The 21,693-nt window shown below is 72.3% G+C and carries 17 protein-coding genes; 11 read left to right on the forward strand and 6 right to left on the reverse strand.

The features are described from left to right. Positions 1 to 93: 93 nt before the first annotated feature. A complete protein-coding gene (locus HNR10_RS22445; protein ID WP_246407764.1) occupies positions 94 to 912 on the forward strand; it encodes an LPXTG cell wall anchor domain-containing protein in 819 nt (272 codons plus the stop codon). 97 nt (positions 913 to 1,009) lie between these two features. Here HNR10_RS22445 and HNR10_RS22450 read toward each other — a convergent pair whose 3' ends face one another. The 3 genes from HNR10_RS22450 to HNR10_RS22460 all read right to left on the reverse strand — a co-directional run bounded on the left by HNR10_RS22450 (position 1,010) and on the right by HNR10_RS22460 (position 3,640). Beyond that, complete coding sequence (locus HNR10_RS22450) at positions 1,010 to 2,290, reverse strand: hypothetical protein (protein WP_179826641.1); 1,281 nt, start codon at positions 2,288 to 2,290, stop codon at positions 1,010 to 1,012. A gap of 43 nt (positions 2,291 to 2,333) precedes the next feature. Beyond that, positions 2,334 to 3,227, reverse strand: coding sequence for a 3-methyladenine DNA glycosylase (locus tag HNR10_RS22455; RefSeq protein WP_179829898.1), 894 nt, complete (start codon positions 3,225 to 3,227; stop codon positions 2,334 to 2,336). A gap of 95 nt (positions 3,228 to 3,322) precedes the next feature. Beyond that, positions 3,323 to 3,640, reverse strand: a complete 318-nt coding sequence (locus HNR10_RS22460) for an ArsR/SmtB family transcription factor (protein ID WP_179826643.1) — start codon at positions 3,638 to 3,640, stop codon at positions 3,323 to 3,325. 112 nt (positions 3,641 to 3,752) lie between these two features. On the opposite strand from HNR10_RS22460, the gene HNR10_RS22465 reads away from it, so the two are divergent. Beyond that, positions 3,753 to 4,070, forward strand: coding sequence for a putative quinol monooxygenase (locus HNR10_RS22465; protein WP_179826645.1), 318 nt, complete (start codon positions 3,753 to 3,755; stop codon positions 4,068 to 4,070). Between the two features lie 26 nt (positions 4,071 to 4,096). On the opposite strand, the gene HNR10_RS22470 is transcribed toward HNR10_RS22465, so the two are convergent. Beyond that, the gene (locus HNR10_RS22470) at positions 4,097 to 5,944 is read right to left on the reverse strand and encodes a hypothetical protein (protein ID WP_179829899.1); all 1,848 of its coding nucleotides are present in this window, start codon (positions 5,942 to 5,944) and stop codon (positions 4,097 to 4,099) included. A gap of 325 nt (positions 5,945 to 6,269) precedes the next feature. On the opposite strand from HNR10_RS22470, the gene HNR10_RS22475 reads away from it, so the two are divergent. Next, the gene (locus HNR10_RS22475) at positions 6,270 to 7,694 is read left to right on the forward strand and encodes an aldehyde dehydrogenase family protein (RefSeq protein ID WP_179826648.1); all 1,425 of its coding nucleotides are present in this window, start codon (positions 6,270 to 6,272) and stop codon (positions 7,692 to 7,694) included. Between the two features lie 357 nt (positions 7,695 to 8,051). On the opposite strand, the gene HNR10_RS22480 is transcribed toward HNR10_RS22475, so the two are convergent. Together HNR10_RS22480 and HNR10_RS22485 are read right to left on the reverse strand one after the other, a co-directional pair. After that, positions 8,052 to 9,104: a trypsin-like serine peptidase gene (locus tag HNR10_RS22480; protein WP_179826650.1), complete on the reverse strand. Its 1,053-nt coding sequence runs from the start codon at positions 9,102 to 9,104 to the stop codon at positions 8,052 to 8,054. 154 nt (positions 9,105 to 9,258) lie between these two features. Continuing rightward, positions 9,259 to 10,929 carry a CocE/NonD family hydrolase gene (locus HNR10_RS22485; RefSeq protein WP_179826651.1) on the reverse strand — a complete coding sequence of 557 codons (1,671 nt, stop codon included), beginning with the start codon at positions 10,927 to 10,929 and terminating at the stop codon, positions 9,259 to 9,261. Positions 10,930 to 11,285: 356 nt separating this feature from the next. On the opposite strand from HNR10_RS22485, the gene dxr reads away from it, so the two are divergent. The 8 genes from dxr to HNR10_RS22525 all read left to right on the forward strand — a co-directional run bounded on the left by dxr (position 11,286) and on the right by HNR10_RS22525 (position 21,685). Next, positions 11,286 to 12,491, forward strand: coding sequence for a 1-deoxy-D-xylulose-5-phosphate reductoisomerase (gene dxr, locus HNR10_RS22490; RefSeq protein ID WP_312889515.1), 1,206 nt, complete (start codon positions 11,286 to 11,288; stop codon positions 12,489 to 12,491). A gap of 27 nt (positions 12,492 to 12,518) precedes the next feature. Further along, positions 12,519 to 13,871, forward strand: coding sequence for a M50 family metallopeptidase (locus HNR10_RS22495; RefSeq protein WP_179826655.1), 1,353 nt, complete (start codon positions 12,519 to 12,521; stop codon positions 13,869 to 13,871). A gap of 225 nt (positions 13,872 to 14,096) precedes the next feature. Beyond that, the gene (gene ispG / locus HNR10_RS22500) at positions 14,097 to 15,254 is read left to right on the forward strand and encodes a flavodoxin-dependent (E)-4-hydroxy-3-methylbut-2-enyl-diphosphate synthase (RefSeq protein WP_179826657.1); all 1,158 of its coding nucleotides are present in this window, start codon (positions 14,097 to 14,099) and stop codon (positions 15,252 to 15,254) included. Between the two features lie 489 nt (positions 15,255 to 15,743). Beyond that, positions 15,744 to 17,225 carry an amino acid permease gene (locus HNR10_RS22505; RefSeq protein ID WP_179826659.1) on the forward strand — a complete coding sequence of 494 codons (1,482 nt, stop codon included), beginning with the start codon at positions 15,744 to 15,746 and terminating at the stop codon, positions 17,223 to 17,225. Between the two features lie 242 nt (positions 17,226 to 17,467). Continuing rightward, complete coding sequence (locus tag HNR10_RS22510) at positions 17,468 to 18,274, forward strand: carbon-nitrogen hydrolase family protein (protein WP_312889379.1); 807 nt, start codon at positions 17,468 to 17,470, stop codon at positions 18,272 to 18,274. An 84-nt stretch (positions 18,275 to 18,358) separates the two neighbouring features. Beyond that, the gene (locus HNR10_RS22515; RefSeq protein ID WP_179826663.1) at positions 18,359 to 20,071 is read left to right on the forward strand and encodes a flavin monoamine oxidase family protein; all 1,713 of its coding nucleotides are present in this window, start codon (positions 18,359 to 18,361) and stop codon (positions 20,069 to 20,071) included. Positions 20,072 to 20,357: 286 nt separating this feature from the next. Next, complete coding sequence (locus tag HNR10_RS22520) at positions 20,358 to 21,437, forward strand: aromatic ring-hydroxylating dioxygenase subunit alpha (RefSeq protein WP_179826665.1); 1,080 nt, start codon at positions 20,358 to 20,360, stop codon at positions 21,435 to 21,437. Then, positions 21,434 to 21,685, forward strand: coding sequence for a hypothetical protein (locus HNR10_RS22525; RefSeq protein ID WP_218897942.1), 252 nt, complete (start codon positions 21,434 to 21,436; stop codon positions 21,683 to 21,685). Before HNR10_RS22520 ends, HNR10_RS22525 begins: the two co-directional genes overlap by 4 nt. Positions 21,686 to 21,693 lie beyond the last annotated feature (8 nt).

Consider the following 21,693-nt stretch of genomic DNA (forward strand, 5'->3'; position numbering starts at 1 on the left):
TCCTTATGGGAATAGAGATACGTTTTTCCCGTCCCGACCACAGGTGGCCAGGTGCCCCGCTCGCCTCGGCATCTCGACAAGCAGGAGTCCCCTGTGACCTTCCCCCTCAGTGCGGGCACGCTCTGTGCCCGCCTCATGACCGGAACCGCCATCGTGGCGACGGCCGTCCTCGGCGGCTCCGCCCTGGCGTCCGCCTCTCCCGTCCCCCTCAGTCCTCCCGGCGACAACGGCACGGTGAAGATCCACTCGCCGAGCACGCCGGAGGAGGACAACCGGAACGTGCCCAAGGTCTGCGACTTCCAGATCGTGGCCTTCGGATTCGACCCCGCCCAGGAGGTGACCTGGGAGATCGTCGTCCAGGGCGGCGGCAACCCGCACGAGGCCGAGCCGGTGCTCGAAGGCACCCTCGTCCTGGACGACGAAGGCGAGGGCAGCACCGAACTCCTGGACCTGGAGGACGGCCACTACCACCTCAACTGGACCTTCGAGGGCGAGAACGGCGAGGCCAAGCAGAAGGTCTTCAAGGTCAAGTGCGACGACGAGGAGCCGGAGCCCTCCGGGGAGCCGACCGAGGACCCCTCCGCGGAGCCGAGCGAGGAGCCCACGGAGCAGCCCTCCGAGGAGCCGACCGAGGACCCGACCACCGAGCCGTCCGAGCCGGGCACCGACCCCACGGAGCCCACCGAGCCGACGGACGGGGCCACGGACCCGGTCGAGAGCGACGAGCCCACGACGCCCGCCGACGAGAGCGGCACCCCCGGTGACGCGGGCGGCCTCCCCGTCACGGGTACGGCCCTGGCCGGCCTGGTGGCCGCGGGAGCCGTCGCGGTCGCGGGCGGTGGCGCGGCCGTCTACTTCACGCGCAAGCGCCGGGACACCCCGGCGGAGCCGGGTGAGTCCACCGAGGGCTAGCCCTCGGAACCCGTAGCACTGAGGGGGCGGCGCCGGACGGCACCGCCCCCTCACCGTTCCCGCAGGGGTCGATCGCGAGGGTTCGCGCCCCGCTCCCTCACAGGACGGTGAGCCCCGCCTCCTGCGCCCGCTTCCGGAGCCGGGTCACGTCCGCGCAGCGGAACGCCACCTGCGAGTCGTCGGCGAGGACCAGCCAGTGCCTACGGGAGGCCAGAACCCGCTTCTCACCGCTGATGAGCGCCGTCGCCGACACCTCCACACCTCCGATCCGCGCATCGCCCCGGCCTCCGGAGAACACGAGAACCGCTCGGCCCGGATCCACGGTGGTCGGACCGAGCGGCGGGACATCGTCGACCAGGACCTCGATCCTGATCCCGGGCCCGCCCGGGCGCGACGCCACCGCGCGCACCAGGAACGTGCCGTAGACCACGAGACAGGACCCGGCCACCGCCGCGATCGTCAGGCCCCACACCCGGCCCTGGGACGGATCGGACGCGATCGCGGCGGCGCACGCGGCCACCCCCGCGACCGAGGCGGCCACCAGCCCCGGCAGCCGACGCCGCCACCGCGCGCCCGGGTCGACCGGCCGATCGAGGCGGTGCAGCACCCGCCACCCGGTCCACCTCCTCCGGTCGTCGTTCTCGACGGCGTTGAGCACCACCGACCGGCCGTGCCTCTGAGCGGCCCGCCCCAGGGCGGACGCGGTGAACAGGCAGACGGGGACGGCGCCCGCGAGCGCCGTCGCCAGGTCCTCCGGACGGTCGGAGTCCAGGGCGGCGGCCAGCAGGACCACTCCGGCGGCCAGGCCCAGGGGGTGGATCAGCGCGACGCGCAGGAAGTCGAGGAGGCCGTCCACCCCTCCCACGCCCCGGACCCCGGTGTGGTCCGGGAGCGCGGGGTGCTCCCGGGCCCGGAAGTGGTGCCTGACCTCGGGGTCGGGCCCCCGTTCCGGGGCGGGGCGCACCGGCAGGGCCAGCACCCGCGGATCACGCAGGGCGTACGACCAGGCCTCCCGCAGGCGGCGTGCCCTGACCCACGCGCGGCGGTACCGGAACCACCACCCGAGGGTGCCGCCGGCGATCACCACTCCGAGGACCAGGGAACCGACGTCCGCGCGCCGGCCCTCGCCTCCGTGGCCGAGCAGCACGACCACCGGCTCGGAGGCGAACATCAGGCCGACCATGACCAGCAGCATCGCCGACAGGCCCGCCGGGAGCCTGCGCCAGGAGCTGTCCCGGCGCTCGGCGACCCCCAGATGGGCCGCCGCGATGTCGTACCAGGCACCGAAGGTGGCCGGGAGGGCGACGTCCTGCGGGAAGGGGGGCAGTTCGGCCTCGCGTCGGCCGGGGCGCGCGGCGGAGCGGCGGCGGGGGATCATCGGCACATCATAGGACTCCGCCTCCCATGGGACCTCGCCGAAGCTACCGGTCCCGCGGGTCCTGTTCCCGCAGGCCGCGGCACACCCGCAACAGGCGCTCGCGCAGGACGGCACCCCGCTCGGCGAACGCGCTCTGCGCGGCCATGTACGCGGCCTTGCCCTCCGCCGTCTCGATGCGGACCGGCGGATAGCCCCAGTCGGCCAGGTCGTAGGGCGAGGCCCGCATGTCCAGCACGCGGATGTCCTTCGACAGCTCGAAGCAGTCCACCACCAGCTCGGACGGCACGGCCGGGGCCAGCTTGTAGGCCCACTTGTACAGGTCCATGTTCGCGTGCAGGCACCCGGGCTGGTCCAGGTCGGCCTGGCTCTCGCGGGTGGGCCGCAGGGTGTTGAGGGGTCTGGCGGGCTCGGTGAAGAAGCGGTACGCGTCGAAGTGCGAGCACTGGACGCGGTGCGACTCCACGACCCGGTCCGTGCCCGCGTGCCCCAGCCGCAGCGGGACCTGGCCGTGGCGGACCTCCGTGGTCCGGTACACCATCGCCCACTCGTGCAGGCCGAAGCAGCCCAGGTGCGCGGGGCGGGAGGCCACCGACTCCAGCAGCCGCTCGACGAAACCCAGCACCGGCCGAGCCTCGACGAAGGCCCCGGCGTCCAGCACCACCGCGCCGCCGGCCTCGGTGTAGAACCGCTCGTCGAGCCGGGCGCGGGCGCCCTCGCCCAGCAGCGCCGTCCCCACGCCGGGGTGCCATCTGCGCAGTTGGGACGGCTTGAGGTTGTAGTAGGTGAAGAGGAAGTCCTCCACCGGGTGGCGCTCGCCCGCGCGGCGGCGCCGCAGGTGCTCGGCGACCAGCGCGTCCACGCGTGCCTCGTGCCGGTCGGCGCGCTCGCGCCACTCGGTCTCGGTGAGCGCGTTCCTGGTGATCGTCACGGCCCCCAGGGTAGGCGGCCCGCGCGCCCGACCGGTCCTGGGACGCGTTCCGCCGGACCCGGGCGCCCGGACCAGTCGCCCGGCCCCGGCGCCCGTGTCCGCGCTCAGTCCTCCGGCTCGGCCGCCACGACGTCCAGCAGTCCGGGGAACCGCTGCTCCAGATCGGCGCGGCGCAGGGTGGCCATCCGGCTGTTGCCCCGGGCGACCTGCCGGATCAGCCCGGCCTCGCGCAGGGCGCGGAAGTGGTGGGTGACCGTCGCCTTGGAGACCGGGAGTCCGAAGGAGCTGCACGTCCTCGCCGTGCCGTCGGGCGCGGCGGCCAGCTCGCGCACCACGCGGCGGCGCAGCGGATCGGCCAGAGCGGAGAGCACCGGGCCGAGACTCATCTCCGCCACGGCCGGGTGGCCTTCGTCGTCGGGCATGCGGATCGACCCCCCTTCGAGGTACGGCTTGCATCATACCTATGGAGCGGTTAGCGTGCGCTAGGTACGAATTTGATCGTACCTAATCGTGCCGACCGGAAAGGCATCCCCGATGACCCAGCCGTTCACCCTCGTGGGCACCGCGCGCCCCAAACCCGCCCGTGCCGGGGAACTGAGGGAACTCCTGCTCTCGTTCGTCGATCCGACCCGCCGCGAGCCCGGATGCCTGGAGTACCACTTCCATGAGGACCGCGACGAGCCGGGCGTGTTCGTCTTCTACGAGGCGTGGCGCTCCGAGGCCGACCTCGACGCCCACCTGGCCCTGCCGCACATGCGGGCCTTCTGGGAGCGGCGCATGGACTACCTGGAGACCGACCTCGACATCCGCTTCCTCACCATGCACAGCCCGTACCCGTCCGCCCGGGCCTGAGGCGCCAGCGGGCCTTCCGGGCGCCGTCAGTTCGACTGCTGGACGGGCAGGTGGCGCCCCAGATAGCCGATGTAGACCCGGTTGGTCGTGCCGGGGCCCAGGTGCGGATAGAAGTACAGCCGGGGGCAGATCCCGTACTCGATGTCCAGCTTGATGTGCGCGTACATGGGCACGCGACCGCTCGGCTCCACCTCGGTGGGCACGCGGAACAGCCGCTTCTCGTTGAGCTTGCCCCGGTTGCGCACGTAGTCCGACTCCTGGGAGGCCAACCGCTTGACCGGGATGACCTGGTAGCCGTCGGGGGTCTCCCGCAGGTAGGAGTGGAAGCCCAGCCCGCTGCCCGGGTTGTCGAACTGGTAGCGGGCGTAGTCGTTCAGCGCCAGCAGCGCCTCCCACGCGCGGGTGACCCACAGGGTCTCCTTGCGGCTGTCCTCCAGTTCGTGCACCGTGTCGTGGTCCTCGATGGTGAAGAACAGGTGCGGCAGGGCGCTGCCGTCGGTGATGCGGTCCAGCAGGTCCCGCACGGTCACCGGGGGCCGCTGCTGCGGGTCGCGGGGCGCGGGGGTGGCGGCCAGCCGGAACAGGCCCTCCTCGCGGACGCGCTCGCGCAGCCAGCGCGCCTCGAAGCGGGCGGCGCGCAACTGCTCCCGTGCCGTGTCGACCTCCTCGGCCAGATCGGCGGTCTCGGCCAGCAGGGCCTGCCGTTCGTCGGACAGCTCCGCGATGCGCGCGCTCTGGCGCTTGACCTCCTCGCGCAGCCGCTGGGTCAGCTGCTCCTGGGCGTCGCGCTCGTGGACCGCGGCGAGGCCGCCGCCGGCGGTGTCCCCGGGGTGGCGGGCCGAGGGCACGCGTCCCTGGTCGTCCGTCCGGCCGTGCCCTCCCGCGCCGCCGTTCCGGACCGGCGCACCGGCCGCGCCGCGGTCGCCGCGGCTCAAGGCCCGCAGCCGCAGATCCGTCGTCTCCTCGGCCAGCAGGGCGTCCACCGCGGCCAGGGGAGCGGGCAGGCCCGCCGCCAGCGCGGTCTCGCGCACCCGCCGCGAGAGCGCCGCGCCCACCCAGTTGCGGATCCGGTCGCCCTCCCGTGCGGTGTCGAGCGTCGCCGGGCTCATCCGGGGATGGCGCGCGTGGTCGCTCTCGTCCATCACGTCCACGGCGGGTAAGAACGTCCGGACTCCCCCCGTGGGGATGTCCAGCCCCCGGGGGAGCAGGGTGCCCACGCGCTCGATGGCGGCCGCGTCGAGCACGTAGCCCGCGCACATGCCCGTGGACCGGGACAGCGCGCCCGCCATGGCCTCGCGCCAGCCGGCGACGGTGACGTCGCGGGGCGTGCCCGTGGCCACCACGGCCAGTCGGCGGTCGGGGGCGCGGATCGCCGACACCAGCGTGTCCACCAGCGCGTCGTCGCGCCCGCGCACGATCCGCGGGCCCGCCGGGAGCGGTTGGGCGCCGTCACGCGCGGCGACCTCCTGCAGGAGCATCCGCGCGGCCTCGGGTGGCATCACGTCCAGGCGCGGCTGGTCCGCGGGGGACTCCTCCCGCGGCGCGGGGTCGACGGTCATGTCGATCCACAGGTGCTGGCCGGGGGAGAGCTCGGGATCGACGACCACCGAGGCGATGGTCCGCCAGACCCCGTCCGGTTTGTCGGATTCGGTGGTGAGCCGGAGGAACGCCAGTCCCTCCTCGGGGTTGTCGTGCCGGACGACGAGGGCGCGGGAGCGATTGCTCAGCTCGTAGTGGCCCGAACAGGAGAAGTCCACGCGGGCGCCCGAGTTGCCGCGCTTGCTCAACCAGCGCGAGAAGACCGCAGACGCCGCGGCGACGAGGTCTCCGTCGTCCTCCGGGACCGAGGCGAGCGTGCGGTACACGAGCGGCAATGAGCACTCCTGGACGTTGTCGGCGGACCGGGGCACGGCTCGTTTGTGCTGGCCGTACCCTCATCAACCACTCTGGAGTAAGGACCGCGCTCACGCCAGTCGGTTGACCCGAACAACCTGTGCGCGTCTTCGGTGCCCGACGCCGCGGGGCGGTGGCCGCGGGGCACGGTGACGGCCGCGGCCGGTCGCCGCCGCACCGTGCCGCGCGGACCTGCGCGGACCTCCGCGGATCTGCGCGGACCTTCGCCAGTGTGGCCAACTCCCATGGTGGGATTGGCAATCGTGGACAAGGCGGACCCCGTCGGCGGGGACTAGCGTCACTGCCATGTCTACGCGCCCGTTCTGGCTGGCCGGCACCGCCGCGACCGGCGACACCGAGATGACCGTCGTCAACCCCTACACGGGTCGGACCGCGGGTACGGTCGCCGTACCCTCCGTCGACCAGATCGAGGAGGCCGTCGCCGCCGCGCACGCGGTCTCCGCCGAGGCCGCGGCCCTGCCCGCGCACGTGCGGGCCGACGCCCTCGACCACGTCTCGCGCCGCCTGGCCGAGCGTGCCGAGGAGATCGCCCAGACCATCACCGCCGAGAGCGGCAAGCCGATCAAGTGGGCGCGGGCCGAGGCCGGCCGGGCCGTCTCGGTGTTCCGCTGGGCCGCCGAGGAGTCGCGCCGCGACAGCGGCGAGCTCCAGCGCCTGGACACCGACCCCGGCGGCACCGGGCGGATGGCCCTGGTGCGCCGCGTGCCCCAGGGCCCGGTGCTGGGCATCTCCCCGTTCAACTTCCCGCTCAACCTGGTGGCGCACAAGATCGCCCCAGCCATCGCGGTCGGCGCGCCCATCATCCTCAAGCCCGCTCCCGCCACCCCGATGACCGCCCTGCTCCTCGGCGAGATCATCGCGGAGACCGCGCTGCCCGGCGGCATGGTGTCGGTCCTGCCGATGCCCAACGACCGCGCCGCCACCCTGCTCACCGACGAGCGCCTCCCGGTCATCTCCTTCACCGGCGGCCAGTTCGGATGGGAGCTGCAAAAGCTCGCCCCGCACAAGCACGTCACCCTGGAACTGGGCGGCAACGCCGCCGCCGTCGTGCTCGACGACGCCGACCTGGACTGGGCGGCCGGGCGCGTGGCGCTGTTCGGCAACAACCAGGCGGGCCAGGTGTGCATCGGCGTCCAGCGGGTCGTCGTCACCGACGCCGTCCACGACGAGTTCGTGTCCCGTCTGGTGGACGCGGTCGAGGCGCTGGGCGTGGGCGACCCCGCCGACCCCGCCACCGACGTGGGGCCCCTGGTGAACGAGGACGCGGCCGTCCGCGTGGCCGCGTGGATCGACGAGGCCGTCGCCGCGGGCGCCAAGCTGCGGACCGGCGGCACCCGCGAGGGCGTCACCGTGGCGCCCACCGTCCTCACCGACGTGCCGGCCGACGCCAGGGTCGTGCGCGAGGAGGTGTTCGGCCCCGTGCTGGTCGTCCAGCGGGTGTCGGACACCGACGAGGCCTTCGCCACCGTCAACGACAGCGACTTCGGCCTCCAGGCGGGCGTGTTCACCCGGGACCTGCAGACCGCGTTCCGCGCCCACCGGGAGCTGGAGGTCGGCGGTGTGATCATCGGCGACGTGCCGACCTTCCGCGCCGACCAGATGCCCTACGGCGGCGTCCGCAAGTCCGGTGTGGGCAAGGAGGGCGTGCGCTCGGCGATGACCGACCTGACCTACGAGCGGGTCCTGGTGCTCACCGGCATCGATCTCTAGTGCTTTTTTGGGGCCCAGTGTTTTTCTGGGGCCTCCGCTCGTGCCCACGCCGTCGCCCGCCACCACCCTCAACGGACGCCTGCGGCGCAGTCCTTCTTGCTTTGGCCCGTGCTCGGGGCGCTGGAGGCCAGTGTTCTTCGGCCTCGTTCGTGCCGGCCCTCGCAAGCTCGCTTCGGCTACGCCCTCGGCCTGCAGATCACTGGCGCGCCCCTCGCGACACCCCCTGTGGCAACGCAAGGGCTGAACGGCCTACCTCCAACCCCCAGGGGTGAGGGTGGGCTGGACGGCCTACCTCTTGCCCCAGGGGTGAGGGTGGGCTGTTGGCCTACCTCTCACCCCCAGGGGGTGGGGCCTCGGCTACAGGCGCTCGGCGTGCTCGAACACGTGGCGGGCCGCGGACCCGAGCCGCGGCCCGTACTGCGTGCTCCTGTCGTCCGCGTACTTGAAGCTGACGACCGACGAGACCGTGCCGCGGCCCGTCTCCGTGTCGAAGCCGGAGAACCACGGGCCGCCGCTGGACCCCTGGGTCATCGTGCAGCCGACGCCGTTGGCCGTCGTGCCGCCCGTGTCGGGTGCAGTGCGGCCCGAGCAGTAGTGCAGGTCACGGCCGTCGAACGGGGAGGCGGCCGGGTATCCGAACGTGTACACCTGCACGCCGTCGCGCACGCGGTCCTCGGTCCACGTGTCGAACGCGATCCGCTGGGCCCCCACGGCCCCCTGCACGGTCCGGCCGTCCCGGGTGTTGAGCACCGCCATGGCGAAGTCGTAGCTGTCGTCGGCGTCGCGCTCCCACTGCGGGGCCACCAACAGGTCGCGGGCGGTGTAGCGGCCGTGCGGCGCCGCGCCGTCGGCGTACCCGGGCACAAACGCCCAGTTCTTCGCCCAGGAGCCCCGGCCGTCCTTGGCGCAGTGGCCGGCGGTGACCAGCGTGCTCCGGTTGGCCGAGTCCACGACCGACGCCGAGCACGTGAAGTCGCGGCCGTCCATGGTGAGGAAGACCTTTCCGGTCGTCCGGGTCACCAGGCCGCCGGAGGTCCAGCGCTCGCCCGTGCTGTCGGGGTGCGGGGCCGCCTGCGGTTCGGCCTCGGCGCGCTCCGCGCGCTCGGAGAGCTGGAGGGCATCCTCGACGAGGTCGGTGGCCATGCTGATCGGCTGCGCCGCCGCCATGCGTTCGACGGTCCAGTAGTCGAGGACCGCGCGGCGCTCGGCCTCGGTGACCGCGGCCGCCTGGTGCGACACCCCGTCCGCGCGGGACAGCGCCTCACGGTCGGGGGCCTCGTCGGTGGAGGACACCGTCCGGGTGAGGGCGGAGGCGGGGGAGGGGAGCCGGTCGGCGGCGGCCGTCCCGCCGAGGAGGACCGCCGCGGCGGCGAGGCAGGCCAGGATCTTGGGAGTGGTGGGCACATTCATGCGCCCGATACTTGCATACTTTGAGTAACTCAAAGACTACTTTGAGTTTGTGTCCGTGCTTCGTGGGAACGAGGCGGCCGGACGGCGCGGCGGGAGTCGCGTCGCCCGGCCGCCGTTCAGGGGGCCGGTGCCGCTCGGGGCGCGGCGGGCGGGGTCAGGCGAACGGGACCGTGATCCTCGACGGGGCCTGCTCCGGGGACGTCACCGTGACGCGGTCGCCGATCCGGCTCTCGCTGTCGTAGCGGTGGTCCTGGCTGTCCACCACGACCGCCAGGCGGTGCCTCGCGGGCACGTCCCACACCACCGGCTGGAGGTCGGCGCGCACCGTCACGGGCTCGCCCGGCACGGCGTCGCGCAGGGTGTAGGGCGTGTGTGACACCAGCGACCCGGTACCGCCGCCGTCGATGGCGTACAGGTACACGAACACCGACTGGTCGGGCGTGGTCGGCGTCAGAGTGAACTCCGCCTCGGGCGTGCCGGCCACGCGCGCGCCGTCCGGCAGGCGCGGTCCGGTCCACACGGCGGACCGGTAGCGGTCGACCAGGGGCAGCGACACCCCCGTCGGCACGTCGAAGAACTGCTGGAGCGCGCCGGAGAGCAGCACCGTGCCGCTCTGCGCGGTCGTGCCGATGCCGGTGCGGAAGCGGTAGTCCCAGCCGGTCGCGGGCTCGGGCTCCATGGCCCCGCTGCTCTGCCAGCGGAACCAGTGGGTGCTCGGCCGGTCCAGGTAGTAGGTCTCCGTCGTACCGGTCACGGACGGCCAGTCGGGGTGGGTGCTCCACCCGCCGCGCCCGTTGTTGGGCCGCACGTGGACCGGGTCGTCGGTGGCGACCGCGTTGGCCTCGCCCTTGAGGTGGTGGTCGAACCAGTCGCCCAGGGCGGCCCAGACCTCGTTGGGCAGGCCGACCGCGCCGAAGGCCTCCTGGGTGGCGTGGTCGCCGGGGGCCAGCATGAGCCGCTTCGGGCCCTCCAGCGCCTCGTAGAAGTCGGTGATCTGGCCGGGCGGGAAGATGCCGTCGTTCCACGCGTTGGCGAGCATGACGGCGGTGCCGTTGGCGTTGATGTCGTCGACCTTGGTGGCCACGGAGCGGTCGGGTGCCAGGTCCAGCGCCGGCTGGATGTTCCCGTCGCGGTACTCCCGCTCCATCTCCCGCAGGCTCTCGCCGGGGCGGCCGGTGATGTTCCCGGCCAGCAGCAGCAGTTCGGCGGCCTGCTCGTTGACGGTGGCGTCGGGGTAGAGGGAGGCGGCCAGGTCGGTCCACCCGCTGAGCGCGGCCACCGCGCGCACGCGGTCGTCCTCGGCGGCGGTCAGCAGGCTGATGCCGCCGCCGTAGGAGATGCCGCCCATGCCGATCCGCTCGGGGTCGGCGTCGGTGTTCTCCAGCGCCCAGTCGATGACGGCACTGGCGTCGGCGCGGTCCTCCGGGCCGGCCACCTCGATCTCGCCGCCGGAGTCGTAGAAGCCGCGGGAGGTGTAGGCGATCACCTGGTAGCCGGACTCGTGGGCGAGCCGGTGGGCGGCGCCGACGTAGATGAGGTTGGGGGTACCCCAGGCGGAGGGCATGACCAGCAGCGGGTGCGGGCCCTCCACGCCGGTGGGGGTGAACACCTTGGCCTGGAGCTCGATGCCGCCGTGGCCGGTGATCGTCTCGTGGGTGACGGTGGCGCCGACCGCCGCCGAGGCGGGTGCGGCGGGTAGGAGCACGGCGGTCAGCAGGGCGGCCAGCACACCGGAGAGCAGGCGCGCGAGGGTGCGCGCGGGCGTGCGGGCGGCGGGAGGAGTGCGGGGGTCGGGCACGGGCGGGGGAAGGGGCGCGCAGGGCATGGGGCGGGACCTCGGGGGTGGGGGACGGGGGAGGGGAGGGTCCCGAGGGCGTCGCGCCCCGCCGTCGGGGAGTCGGTTGCTTAACTCGCCAGTAACCTACTCACCGGTCAAGTTAGGTGACCGCCGCCGACTTGTAAACCCCCCCTTCCGCGACCGTCCGGAGCCGTGTGCGCACGCCGCCCTGACGCCGTGCGCGCGCCGCCTCGGCGCCTTCCGCGTGCCGCCCGGAGTGACTTCCGCGCGCCGCCCGGGCGGCGTCCTGGGCGTCCCGGTCACCGTTGTCCACAGGCTGTCGGCGGGAATCGCGCGGGTGCGGAACAATAAGGGGCGTGCGAGAAGAACAGCAGCGAACAGTAGTGATCCTCGGCTCCACCGGATCCATCGGGACCCAGGCCGTCGACATCGTCCAGCGCAATCCGGGGCGCTTCCGGGTCGTCGGGCTCGCCGCGGGGGGCGGCCGGGTGGACCTGCTCGCCAAGCAGGCGGCCGAGCTCGGCGTCGGGACCGTCGCGGTCGCCGACCCCGAGCGCGCGGCCGAACTCGCCGCAGCGCTCGCGGTCCACGGCAGCGGGGCCACCGTCCTCGCCGGGGCCGAGGGCGTCGCCGAGCTCGCCGGATCCCCGTGCGACGTCGTCCTCAACGGCATCACCGGGGCGCTGGGCCTGGAGTCCACCCTCGCCGCCCTGCGGGCCGGCCGCCGGCTCGCGCTGGCCAACAAGGAGTCCCTCATCATCGGCGGTCCGCTGGTGCGCGAACTGGCCGCGCCCGGCCAGATCGTCCCGGTCGACTCCGAGCACTTCGCCCTGGCCCAGTGCTTCCCCCACCTGCCCGAGGGCGAGCTGGGCAGCCTCGCCCAGGGCCACGTGCACGCCCGCCGCGACGAGGTGCGCCGCCTGGTCGTCACCGCCAGCGGCGGGCCCTTCCGCGGCCGCACCCGGCAGGACCTGGCCGACGTCACCCCCGAGGACGCCCTGCGGCATCCCACCTGGAGCATGGGCCCGGTCATCACGGTCAACTCCGCGACCCTGGTCAACAAGGGCCTGGAGGTCATCGAGGCCCACCTGCTGTTCGACATGCCCCTGGACCGCATCGACGTCGTCGTGCACCCGCAGTCCATCGTCCACTCGATGGTGGAGTACGTCGACGGTTCCACCATCGCCAAGGCCAGCCCGCCCAGCATGATGATCCCGATCGCCTACGGCCTGGGCGCCCCCGACCGGGTCCCCGGCGCCGCTCCCGGCCTGGACTGGACCACGGCCCAGAGCTGGACCTTCGAACCGCTGGACCACGAGGCCTTCCCCGCGGTCCGGCTCGCCTGCGAGGTCGGCGCGGAGGGCGGGACCGCACCCGCGGTCTACAACGCCGCCAACGAGGAGGCGGTCGACGCCTTCCTCAAGGGAAACCTCGCGTTCCCGGCCATCATGGACACCGTGGCACGGGTAGTCTCGGATCATCAGCGGGCGGGGCAACGGGGGCCGTCGCCCTCGGAGCTGACCCTCGGCGACGTGTACGACGCTGACAGCTGGGCCCGGGCCCGCGCACACGAGCTGCTCGCGGGTTAGGTCCCCAACCGGCTTGAGGAGAGATGCATGGTCCTGGCGATGACCGTGATCGGGATCATCCTGTTCGTACTGGGACTGCTGTTCTCGATCGCCTGGCACGAACTCGGCCACCTCTCCACGGCCAAGATGTTCGGCATCAAGTGCACCGAGTACATGGTCGGTTTCGGCAAGACCCTCTGGTCCGTCCGCCGCGGGGAGACCGAGTACGGCGTCAAGCTCGTCCCCCTCGGCGGCTTCGTGCGCATGGTCGGCATGCTGCCCCCGGCACGCAGGACCGCCGACGACGGGCGCAAGCTCTCCCGCTGGCGGGCGATGGCCGAAGACGCCCGTGAGGCCTCCTACGTCGAACTGGCGCCGGAGGACCAGGACCGCCAGTTCTACCAGCGGGCGCCGTGGAAGCGGCTGATCGTCATGTTCGCCGGACCGGCGATGAACGTCGTGCTGGCCGCGATCCTGCTCGGCGTGCTGTTCATGGGCATCGGCGTCCCGCAGAGCACCACCACCATCGGCGCGGTCAACGAGTGCGTGGCGCCCGTGGGCAGTTCCGTCGCCGACTGCGAGGACCTGCCGCCGACCCCGGCGGCGGAGGCCGGCCTGGAGCCGGGCGACGTCATCGTCTCCGTGGACGGGGAGCCCACGCCCGACTGGAACTCCGCCAACCAGCAGATCCGGCAGTCGCTGGGCAGCACCGAGGTCGTCGTCGAGCGTGACGGCGAGCGGCTCGCCCTCGACGTCGACATCATCGAGAACGAGCTGCCCGCACGCGACGCCGAGGGCGAGATCCTCTATGAGACCGACGCCGACGGCGAACGGGTCTACGACGACGAGGGCTTCGCCGTCTACCGGACCGAGACGGTGGGCTTCCTCGGCATCATCTTCCTCAACGAGCGGGCGCCGCTCACCCTGGGCGAGTCCGCGGCGGAGATGGGGAGCATGCTCGTCGCCGTCGGCGAGGCCCTCATCAACCTGCCCAGCCGGGTTCCGGAGGTGTTCGCCGCCGCTTTCCTGGGCGAGCAGCGCACGCAGGACTCCCCGGTGGGCATCGTCGGCATCTCCCGCATCGGCGGCGAGATCATGTCGCAGGGCCTGCCGGTCGCCGACACCGCGGCACTGATGATCCAGATCCTGGCCGGGGTCAACCTCTTCCTGTTCGCCTTCAACATGCTGCCGATCCTGCCGCTGGACGGCGGGCACATGGCCGGCGCGATCTGGGAGTGGATCAAGCGCGGCTGGGCGAGACTGACCAAGCGGCCCGACCCGGGGCCGGTGGACGTGGCGCTGCTGACACCGGTGGCCTACGTCGTGGTCGCGTGCTTCCTCGTCTTCAGCGTGCTGCTGTTGATCGCCGACGTGGTCAACCCGGTCAGACTGTTCGGTTAACGGCGGGGAAACCGGCGGGACGACTTCGGCGGACCTGCCGGTCGGCCCCGTCGGTGCAGGTAACCTTGAGGTCGCGATCCGGGAACGGCGGTGCGGCCCGGGCCGCCGGCTGCGCCGGTCGGCCGTGCGCACACTCGGACGCGACACCGCGCGCTGCGCCAGGCGCCCTCTATCGGAAGATTTCAAGTGCCGCCCCCCTCCGGCGGTAGACGAGGTGAATCAAGCGTGTCCATCGATCTCGGCATTCCCACCGCTCCGCCGCGCCCCTTGGCGACCCGTCGGCGCTCCCGGCAGATCATGGTGGGAAACGTCCCCGTCGGCGGGGACGCCCCGGTCTCGGTGCAGTCGATGACCACCACCCGGACCTCCGACATCAACGCGACGCTCCAGCAGATCGCCGAACTCACCGCTTCGGGCTGCCAGATCGTCCGGGTGGCCGTGCCCACCAACGACGACGCCGACGCACTGCCGATCATCGCCAAGAAGTCGCAGATCCCGGTCATCGCCGACATCCACTTCCAGCCCAAGTACGTGTTCGCGGCGATCGAGGCCGGTTGCGCGGCGGTGCGGGTGAACCCGGGCAACATCAAGAAGTTCGACGACAAGGTCGCCGAGATCGCCCGGGCCGCCAAGGACACCGGGACCCCGATCCGGATCGGCGTCAACGCCGGCTCGCTCGACAAGCGGCTGCTCGCCAAGTACGGCAAGGCCACGCCCGAGGCGATGGTGGAGTCGGCGCTGTGGGAGTGCTCGCTGTTCGAGGAGCACGACTTCCGCGACATCAAGATCTCGGTCAAGCACAACGACCCCGTGGTGATGGTCAACGCCTACCGGCAGCTCGCCGAGGCCTGCGACTACCCGCTGCACCTGGGCGTCACCGAGGCGGGCCCCGCCTTCCAGGGCACGATCAAGTCGGCCGTGGCCTTCGGCGCCCTGCTGTCCGAGGGCATCGGCGACACCATCCGCGTCTCCCTGTCGGCCCCGCCGGCCGAGGAGGTCAAGGTGGGCGCCCAGATCCTGGAGTCCCTGGGCCTGCGGGAACGCGGCCTGGAGATCGTCTCCTGCCCCAGCTGCGGCCGGGCGCAGGTGGACGTCTACACGCTGGCCGAGGAGGTCACCGCCGGCCTGGAGGGCATGGAGGTGCCGCTGCGCGTGGCCGTCATGGGCTGTGTGGTGAACGGCCCGGGCGAGGCCCGCGAGGCCGACCTGGGCGTGGCCTCCGGCAACGGCAAGGGCCAGATCTTCGTCAAGGGCGAGGTCATCAAGACCGTCCCCGAGTCCAAGATCGTGGAGACCCTCATCGAGGAGGCCATGCGCATCGCCGAGGAGATGGGCGAGTCCGGTGTCGAGCCCGGTGAGCCCACCGTGGCCGTGGCCGGCTGACCCGACGCGCGCCACGGGCGCCGGCCGGTCGCCGCCCGACGCGCGTCATGCCCGCCCGCCGCCCGCCCGCCCGTTCCCGACCCGTCCCCCTCCACCGAGAGGCGGGGCGGGTCTTCTCGTGTCACGGCCCTGTGGTCCCCCTCACCCCTCGGCCGGACGGGACTGTCCACGGGCAGGGGGGCGTTACGCCAACGTTGGTGAAACCGCAGGTCACGTGGGTCTAAACACGCTGCGTGATTTTGGGTGACATGCATCACGCCATCGTGCGTTTTGTTGCGCCGTGCCGCACGGATTCTGGATTTTCGGCCGGACAAACGCAATGAATGTGGGTCATGTTACGCGGGTTACACGGCTAATGTTGCCTAGGGCACGTTCCGGCCGAGACCGGCACGGAACGGACGCCCCACCCCCCTCTCACCATTCCAGGGGACCACTGTGTCCTGCCTGGTTTTCGGTGTGCCCGCACGCAGGAACGTCGAGGAGTGACACGTGGTCGACCAGCAGACCCCCGTGGGAGCCAACGCCCCCACGCGCTCGGGCGGTGCGCCCGCGCTGAGGGAACGACTGACCAGACGCAAGCCCGTCGAGAAGCTGGTGGCGGAGACCCAGGGCGCCGAGGGCGCCGGACTCCGGCGCCACATGGGCTTCTGGCAGCTCGCCATGATCGGGATCGGCGCCACCCTCGGCACCGGCATCTTCGTCGTCCTGGGGGAGGCGGTGCCGGTCGCGGGTCCCGCCGTCGTCCTGGCCTTCGTGCTCGCCGGTGTGACCGCGCTGTTCTCCGCCCTGGCCTACGCCGAGATGGCCGGGATGATCCCCGCCTCCGGCTCGGCCTACTCGTACTCCTACGCCACCATGGGCGAGTTCATGGCCTGGGTGTGCGGCTGGTGTCTGATGCTCACCTACGGCGTCTCCGTCGCCGCCGTCGGCGTGGGCTGGGGGCAGTACATCAACGAGCTCCTGCACCTCACGACCGGCCTGTCGATGCCCGCGGCGATGCTCGCCGGTCCGCTCGAAGGCGGACTGATCAACGTCCCCGCCGCCATCGTGGTCCTGCTGTCGATGTTCGCCCTGCTCGTCGGGGTGCGCGAGAGCAGCCGCGTCAACGCGGTCATGGTCGCGATCAAGATCGCCATCCTGGTCATGTTCGTGGCCATCGCGGTCACCGCCGTCCAGGACGGCAACTTCGCGCCGTTCATGCCGATGGGCATGGCGGGCGTCAGCGCCGCCGGCGCCACCCTCTTCTTCTCCTACATCGGCTTCGACTCGGCCTCCACGGCGAGCGAGGAGGCCAAGAACCCCCAGCGCGACCTGCCGCGCGCGATCATGTTCTCGATGATCCTGGTCACCGCGCTGTACTGCCTGGTGGCCTTCACCGCCGTCGGCGCGCTCAACTGGGCCGACTTCGCCGACGGGGAGACCTCGCTCGCCGGGATCCTCACCGCGGTCACCGGCACCACGGTCTGGGCGGTCATCTTCGCGGCCGGCGCCGTGCTCGCCCTGGCCAGCGTCGTCCTGGTGGTCCTGTACAGCCAGACGCGCATCCTCTACGCGATGTCGCGCGACGGGCTCATCCCCAAGGCGTTCTCCACCCTGGACGCCAAGGGCACCCCGCGCGCCAACACGATCATCACGTCGGTGCTCATCGCACTGCTGGCTGCGCTCATCCCGCTGGGCCCGCTCGCCGACGCCACCGCGATCGGCACCCTGTTCGCGTTCGCCCTGGTGAACGTGGCCGTGCTGGTGCTGCGCCGGTCGCGCCCCGACCTCAAGCGCGCCTTCCGCATGCCGGGCGCGCCGGTCACGCCGGTCCTGGGCGTGCTGTCCTGCGCCTACCTGATGTTCAGCATGGCGCTGAGCGTGTGGGTCGCCTTCCTCGCCTGGCTCGCGGTCGGCCTGGTCATCTACTTCTCCTACAGCATGCGCCGCTCGGCCCTGGAGCACGAGGACACCGTCGAGGTCCGCTCCTGACGGCCGCGCCCCGCGCACGGTGAACGCCCCGGAGGGGTCGGGGGCGAGCCCTCGGCCCCTCCGCCGCGCCGCCCGTCGTGGCCTGGAACACAGATCACGCGTCAACACGCGAAATGACGCAAAGAATACGGGCACTCTGCGCTGAATACGCAACGTATCCACGATTCGGCGCACTGAAAAAGCGGACATTCGCCCCTAGAGTGGATGCGGCCGAGCAGCGACCGACGACCGGAGGTGACACGGTGAGCGACCGGACCCTGCGCGTGGCCCTGGACCAGGGGACCGCACCCAGCGGCGACACCGCCGCCGCCCTCGCCCGTCTGGCCGACCGTGCCGCGACCGCGGCCGCCGCCGGAGCCGACCTGCTCGTCGGCCCGGAGATGTCGATGACCGGCTACAACATCGGCGCCGACACCGCCCGCCTGGCCGAATCCGCCGACGGGCCCCTGTGCTCCGCGGTCGCCGCCATTGCGGCCGACGCCGGGATCGCCGTCGTGTACGGCTTCCCCGAGCGCGCCGACGGCACCGTGTACAACACTGTCCAGCTCGTCGGAGCCGACGGCACGCCCCGTGCCGCCTACCGCAAGGCCCACCTGTTCGGCGACCTGGACCGGTCCGCGTTCACCGCCGGCTCCGAGCCCGTCGTCCAGGTGGAGCTCGGCGGACTGCGCCTGGGCCTGCTGGTCTGCTACGACGTGGAGTTCCCCGAGCCCGTGCGGGCGCACGCCCTGGCCGGCACCGAACTGCTCGTCGTGCCCACGGCCCTCATGCGCCCCTACACCGACGTGCCCACCCGCGTCGTGCCGGTCCGCGCCCTGGAGAACCAGATCCACCTGGCCTACGTGAACCGCTGCGACACCGAGGGCGACCTGCGGTACGCGGGGCTGAGCGCCCTGGTCGCGCCGGACGGCACCGACACGCTGCGGGCGGGACCCGACGAGGAGCTGCTCGTCGGCGACGTCGACCCGGACGCGCTCACCCGGGCCCGGCGGGACCAGTCCTATCTGGCCGACCGTCGCCCGGAGCTCTACACCCGGTTCACCGGCTGAGCCGCACCACCATTCCCGAACCGCCGGCCCCGGCCGGCCGACCGAGCCAACCGCTCGCCGACACCCATGCGAAGGAGGGGCCTGATGACGTCTGCCGTGCCCACGGCCGCCGGTGCCACGCCCGCACAGGACACACCGCTGAACATGTGCGGACCGGACTTCCCGTTCGCCTACGACGACTACCTGGCCCACCCCGCGGGGCTCGGCCAGGTCCCCGCCGCGAGCCACGGGACCGAGGTCGCCGTCATCGGCGGCGGACTGTCCGGCATCATCACGGCCTACGAGCTGATGAAGATGGGCCTGAAGCCGGTCGTGTACGAGGCCGACCGGATCGGCGGCCGACTGCGGACGGAGAAGCTCGACCACTGCCCCGACGACGTCGTCGCCGAGATGGGCGCCATGCGCTTCCCGCCGTCGTCCACCTCCTTCTGGCACTACGTGGACCGGGTCGGACTGGAGACGGTCGGCTTCCCCAACCCGCTCTCCCCGGTCACGCCGAGCACCGTCGTCGACCTCAAGGGACAGGCGCACTACGCCACCGCTCTGGACGACCTGCCCGAGGTCTACCGCGAGGTCGCGCGCGCCTGGGAGCGCACCCTGGAGGACGGCGCCCAGCACACCCGCATGCAGCGGGCCATCCGCGAGCGCGACGTAGCCACGCAGAAGGAGATCTGGAACGAGCTGGTCGCCAAGCTCGACAACCAGACCTTCTACGGCTTCCTCTGCGACTCCCCGGCCTTCGCCTCCTTCCGTCACCGGGAGATCTTCGGCCAGGTCGGTTTCGGGACCGGCGGCTGGGACACCGACTTCCCCAACTCCATCCTGGAGATCCTGCGTGTCACCTACACCGGTGCCGACGACGACCACATGAGCATCGTCGGCGGCGTCCAGCAGTTGCCGCTGCGCCTGTGGGAGGACGCCCCCGACAAGCTCGTGCACTGGGCGCAGGGCACGACCCTGGCCTCCCTGCACGAGGGCGGACCCCGCCCGGCCGTGACGGCGCTGCGCCGCACCGCCGCCAAGGGCTCCCCGTCGGGCAACATCACCGTCACCGACGCCTCGGGCTCGACCCGTACCTACGCCGCGGCCGTGTTCACCGCGCAGAGCTGGATGCTGCTGTCCAAGATCGACTGCGACGAGGACCTGCTGCCCATCGACCACTGGACGGCGATCGAGCGCACCCACTACATGGAGTCCTCGAAGCTGTTCGTGCCGGTGGACCGCGCGTTCTGGCGGGACCGGGACCCGGAGACCGGCCGCGACGTCATGAGCATGACGCTCACCGACCGCATGACCCGGGGCACCTACCTGTTGGAGGGCGAGGACCCCGACGGCCCGGCCGCGATCTGCATGTCCTACACCTGGTGCGACGACTCGCTCAAGTGGCTGCCGCTGTCGGCCAACGAGCGACTGGAGGTCATGCTCTCCTCCCTCGGCAAGATCTACCCGAACGTGGACATCCGGTCGCACATCACCGGTGACCCCGTGACGGTGTCGTGGGAGGACGAGCCCTACTTCATGGGCGCGTTCAAGGCCAACCTGCCCGGCCACTACCGGTACCAGCGCCGCCTGTTCACGCACTTCAAGCAGGACGGCCTGGCCGAGCGCCACCGCGGCCTGTTCCTGGCCGGGGACGACGTGTCCTGGACCGCCGGCTGGGCCGAGGGCGCCGTACAGACCGCCCTCAACGCCGTGTGGGGCGTGGTCGACCACTTCGGCGGCGCGACCGACCCGGCCAACCCGGGGCCGGGCGACGTCTTCGACGAACTCGCCCCGCTCGCCCTGCCCGAGGACTGAGGCCCCGCGGGAACGGGACCGCGTCCGAGCGCCTTCGCCCGGACCTCCGGCCGGACCGCCTTCCTCCCGGCCCCGGCCGCGCCCAGCGCGGCCGGGGCCGACGCGTTCCGGAAGGCTTTCACCCAGTGAAAGTCGTACTGCGCGGACGGTCGCGGGTCACACAGCATGGTGACCGAGGCCACGGAGCGCGGAACGTGCGATCCCGGCGACCCGACACCGTCGTTCGCGGCGGTGCGCCGTCCCCCGCGCCCCCCGTGGCCGCCCACCGACGCAGGAGGCCGCGCACATGACGGAGTTCGTTCGCAACCAGTGGTACGTCGCCGCGTACGGGACCGAGATCGGCCGCGCGCTGTTCGCGCGTACGATCCTCGGTGAACCGATCGTGTTCTACCGCACGGAGGCCGGTGAGGTCGTCGCCCTCGCCGACCGCTGCGTCCACCGCCGCTACCCCCTCTCCGAGAGCCGGCTGGACGGTGACCGCGTCGTCTGCGGCTACCACGGCTTCACCTACGACACGCTCGGCACGTGCGTGTCCGTGCCGGGCCAGAAGCGGATCCCGCGCACCGCCCGTGTCCCCGCCTACAAGGTCGTCGAGCAGGACTCCTTCGTGTGGGTGTGGATCGGCGACCCGGACCTGGCCGAGACCACCCCGATCCCCCGCGCCCCCTGGCTCGACGACGAGGCCTACACCGTCGTGTGCGGCATGGAACCGCTCGCCGCGCGCTACGACCTGCTCGTCGACAACCTCCTCGACCTCTCCCACGAGACCTACCTGCACGGCGGCTACATCGGCACCCCCGAGGTGGCCGAGACCCCCATCACCACCGAGGTCGACGAGGCCGAGCGCGTGGTCTACGTCAGCCGCCACATGGCCGACGCCGCCTGCCCGCCCTTCTACGCCGAGTCCACCGGCATCGAGGGCCGCATCACCCGCTGGCAGGACATCGAGTACCGGCCGCCGTGCCTGTACCTCCTGCACAGCCGCATCGCCCCCGTGGGCGTGCTCCCGAACGAGGACGGCACCGACCCCGACGCCTTCCACGTGGAGGTCGTCTACGCCATCACGCCCGAGACCGAGCACAGCACCCACGACTTCTGGGCGGTCGCCCGCGACTTCGCCCTCGGCGACGACCAGGTGTCGGCCTTCCTGAGGGAGAACAACCGCACCGTCGTCCTGCAGGACGTGGTCGCCCTCGACCTCCTGGAGAAGGTGGTCGAGCAGGAGGCCGACGGCTACCAGGAGCTGTCGGTCAACATCGACACCGGCGGTCTTGCCGCGCGCCGCATGCTCAGGGCCATGGCGGCCGAGGGCCGAGGGCAGGAGTCCCCGGCGCCGACCGCGGCGGCCGGGCGGGGGCGGTCGTGAGTCCCGCGGGCAACCGGCCGATGCTCCAGGGCGACGGCATCGTCCGCATCCACTGGGTGCTGGGCACCGACCAGCTGCGGGCGGTGTGCCACTGCGGCGCCGAGCGGCTCTTCGAGGACCCGGTCGTGCTCTGGGAGTGGGTGCTGGACCACCCCGAGGGGCACCGGCCCGGCTCCGCCGACGAGGCGGGGACCGGCCCCGCCGAGGACGCGCGGGACCCGCGCACGCCGGTTCCGGCCGGCCGCTGAACAGTCAC

It is taken from the genome of Nocardiopsis aegyptia (assembly GCF_013410755.1).
Lineage (GTDB): Bacteria > Actinomycetota > Actinomycetes > Streptosporangiales > Streptosporangiaceae > Nocardiopsis > Nocardiopsis aegyptia.